3 protein-coding genes are annotated in these 3,937 nt (G+C 49.7%); all 3 read right to left on the reverse strand.

The window, feature by feature from the left end:
- The coding region (gene polA / locus ACI32D_RS00835; RefSeq protein ID WP_439774783.1) for a DNA polymerase I at positions 1-2,088 on the reverse strand (2,088 nt) is incomplete at its 3' end.
- 72 nt (positions 2,089-2,160) lie between these two features.
- Positions 2,161-3,546, reverse strand: coding sequence for a DHA2 family efflux MFS transporter permease subunit (locus ACI32D_RS00840; protein WP_439774784.1), 1,386 nt, complete (start codon positions 3,544-3,546; stop codon positions 2,161-2,163).
- 10 nt (positions 3,547-3,556) lie between these two features.
- Positions 3,557-3,937: MarR family transcriptional regulator (locus ACI32D_RS00845; RefSeq protein WP_439774785.1), on the reverse strand; the 381-nt coding region annotated here is incomplete at its 5' end.

The following is a 3,937-nucleotide window of genomic DNA, read 5'->3' on the forward strand; positions in this document are numbered from 1 at the left end:
GGCCGTGTGGGCGTGAATGTCGTAGCCGGTCTTGAAGGCTTCCTGCATGTTCGGATCTTCTGAAACATGGGCCAGAACCCGGAGCTCGATTTGGGAATAGTCGCAGGAATAGATATAGCCATCCGGACTTGATGGGACAAAGGCCTTTCTGATCTGCTTGCCTTCTTCCGTTCTGGTTGGGATGTTTTGCAGGTTAGGGTCAACTGAAGACAGGCGGCCAGTTGCCGTCAGAGTCTGCAGGTAGCGGGTGTGGATGCGGCCGTCACGCTCATCGATGACGTCTAAGAGGCCCTTGACGTAGGTAGACTGGATCTTAGAAATCTGCCGGTATTCCAGGATGTCGCTGACGACTGGGCTTTGTTCTTTTAATTGGTTCAAGACTTCAACTGAAGTGGAGTAGCCGGTCTTGGTCTTCTTGATGACTGGCAGGCCCAGTTTTTCGAAAAGGATGACGCCCAGCTGCTTTGGTGAATTCAAGTTGAATTCTTCCCCGGCTTCCTTGTAGATTTTTTCTTCCAGGTCCTTTAAACGGACAGCAAAGTCGTTTTCCAGTTCCTTTAAGCGAGAAGGCTGGACCTTGATCCCGTTCATTTCCATCTTGGCCAAAACGCGAGCCGTTGGCAATTCGATCGAGTCGTAGAGGTCGTCTTGCTCGTGCTCTTTCAGCTTGCTTAAAAGACTGTCCTTTAAAGCCGCGATAGCCGCGGTCTTGCCGGCCAGGTGGTTGAAAAAGACTGAATCATCTGCTGGAATCGTAGCATTCTTCCCCTTCCCGTAGACTTCCAGGTCGGTCTTTAAATCATAGTAGTCGTAGCCTTGGACCAGTTCACCCAGGTCGTTGGAATTTTTCTCATTGTCAACCAGGTAAGAAGCTAAAAGCAGGTCAAAGGTCAAAGATTCAGCCTTGATCCCCAGCCGGTAGAGGCCGTAAGTGGTCCGCTTCAAGTCAAAGACATTCTTTTGGACGGCAGGATCTTCCAGCATTTCCTTCAAGGGGCTTTCCTGCAACAAGGTAACTTCCCGGCTGACGAAAGTTTCCTCGCCAATTCTCAAGGCAAAGCCGGCGAAGTCGGCCAGGTGGTAGTTGTCGCCAAACATGGCCAGGTAGAAAGTGACTTCAGCAGCCTTTGGCAGCTGGTCTAAATTGTCAGCAGTGAGAACGATGTAGTCCTGCTTTTTGACTTCCGTCTTGCTTTCAGTCAATTCCCCTTTTTGGGCTAAGTCAGCCAAAAAGCGACGGAAGTTCATCTTTTCATAGAAGCGGCGGAGGTCGTCGATATTGCTGCCTTGATATTCAAGATCAGCAAGGGTCACTTCTACTGGACTGTCGCAGTTGATGGTGGCTAATTTTTTACCCAAAAGGGCATTGTCCTTGCCGGCGATCAGGTTTTCCTTCAACTTGGACTTCTTCATTTCGTCAACGTGGTCATACAGATTTTCCACGCTGCCGTATTCTTGGATAAGCTTAGAAGCAGTCTTCGGGCCAACCTTGGCCACGCCTGGGTAGTTGTCAGACGGGTCACCCATCAAAGCCTTCATATCGATGAATTCGGTCGGCGTCACCCCATTGACTTCTTTCATATGGTCTGGGGTAAAAGCTTCCAGCTTGGTTACCCCGGACTTGGTCACGTAGACGGTCACGTGGTCGCTTGCCAATTGGGTCAAGTCCTTGTCTCCGGAAACAACGGCCACTTCATAGCCGGCTTCGGCCCCTTTTTTAGCCATGGTACCAATAATGTCGTCGGCTTCGTAGTTGACCAGTTCGTAGCTCTTGATCCCCATGTCCTTGAGCATCTCGCGCAGGTAAGGCAGCTGCTCAGAAAGTTCTGCCGGGGTCTTGTCCCGGCCGCCCTTATAGTCTTTGTACATGGCGGTTCTGAAGGTGGTCTTACCAGCGTCAAAGGCCACCAGAATATGGCTTGGATCTTCCTGCTTCAAGACCACGTCCAGCATGTTTTTAAAGGCATAAAGGGCGTTGGTGTGGAGGCCTTCTGGATTTTTAAACTTGTCTAATTGCTGGTACATGGCGAAAAAGGCCCGGAAGGCCACGGAATTGCCATCGATTAAAAGTAACTTCTTCTTGTTCATTGTCATTCCTTGCAAAATAAAAACTGTCAAAATACCTATCTAGTATTTTAACAGTTTTTGCTAGTTCGTTAATTATTTAGACCCGCCTTCTGTTTTCACGTTCTTGTAGAACATGAGCCAAAGGAAGATCACGATCGCAGCCAGGAAAATAAAGGCGTGCTGGGTGCCGATTGCCGTCGGGAGAGCGCCTTTTGACCCGTACTGGGATTGGCTTAAGGCCACGATGGCTGAAGTCAAAGAAGTCCCGATAGCGCCGGCAAATTGCTGGATGGTGTTCAAGAAGGCATTACCCTGGGCTGACTGGCTCGGCTTCAAGCTGGCCAGGCCGTTAGTCATGATTGAGCCGACGGTCATGCCCATCCCGGCCATATAGATGATGTAGACCAGGGAGATTACAAGATTGGACATGTGCTGGGACAAGCAGGCAAAAGCAATTAGTTCAACTGCCATCATGCTGACACCAGTCATCATTGGCATTCTGGCCCCTTTAGCGTCGTAGAGACGGCCGCCGACCACGCTCATGGCCGCTCCGATGATGCCAGCTGGCATGGTGACCAGGCCGGCCAGAGTTGCCGTTCCCCCATTGACCAGCTGGACATAGTTGGGCAAAAGAAAGGCATTGCCCAGAGAACAGAGCTGCATTAAGAGGAAGCCCAGCAAGTGCACGCTGAAGGACTTGTTCTTGAGGATTTCAAAGTGCAGGATTGGCTGATCCAATTTTTTCGACCGGCCCAGCAAAAAGCCCAAAGAGCAGAGACCGATAAAGATTGGGAACAGGTTGGTCAGCAATTTGCCAGAGGAAAGGTTGCTGAAGCCATAAATGACGCCGGCAAAAAGGACAGCGATAAATATAATGCTCAAGAAGTCCGGCTTGATCTTGACGATCTTGGACTTCTGCTGGATGCCGTAAAGGCCTAAAAAGAGAGACAAGATGATCAAAGGCATTAAGAAAAAGAAGACATAGCGCCAGCCCAAAGTGTTGATGATCAAACCACCGAAAGTTGGCCCAAGAGCAGGAGCAACACCCGTGATCAAGTTGCCAAAGCCCATCATGATGCCAATTTTTTCAGCTGGCACCTGCTCAAGGATGATATTGAACATCAAAGGCAAGGCAATCCCGGTGCCCAGACCTTGAATGGCCCGGCCCAGGAGCAGAATCGCGAAATTTGGCGCTAAGGCGTCCAGCAAGAGGCCAAAGAAAAAGAGCAAGTTGGCTGAAACAAAGAGCTGCTTGGTCTTAAAAGAACTTTTCAAAACAGCAGAAAGCGGCACGATAACGGAGATGACCAAGAGGTAAATCGAGGTCATCCACTGAACTGTATTAGTGGCCAGGCCAAACTGTTTCATCAAGGTTGGAAAGGCAACGTTCATTGCCGTTTCCACCAGGACGCCGCTAAAGGACATCAGTCCTGTTGCCACAATGGCCGCGTAGACTTTTTTAGGAATTTTTGAATTCATGTGTAAACTGTTACCCCTCTTCTGCAATGTATTTTAAAAGCTTTCTGACGGTAGCTAATTCTTCCTTGCTGAACTGCTGGAGGAGTTCAAGATCATCGTCTTTGATTTCTTCACGGATCTGCGGGATGAGCTCATTAGCTTCACTCGTCAGCTGCACCAGTTTTTGCCTTTTATCATTGGGATCTGGCAGGCGCCTAATTAAGCCCCGCTTTTCCAGGCGCTGCAGCATGATGGTCGTGGTCGAGCGCTGGATGGCAAATTCCTCGTCCAAAGCATGCTGGTTAGCTGTTTGGCCTGCTTGCTGGCTTAGAAAATCCAGCACTGCCATCTGTTCACGGTAAGCACCCAATAGCGCGGTATCTATCAACCCCCGGGCAATAGTCATATACTG

It is taken from the genome of Lactobacillus sp. (assembly GCF_051873315.1).
Classification (GTDB): Bacteria; Bacillota; Bacilli; order Lactobacillales; family Lactobacillaceae; genus Lactobacillus.

Excerpts from the sequence above, each read along its gene's own strand:
- ACI32D_RS00840 (WP_439774784.1), bottom strand. The coding sequence starts at position 3,546 with ATGAATTCAAAAATTCCTAAAAAAGTCTACGCGGCCATTGTGGCAACA.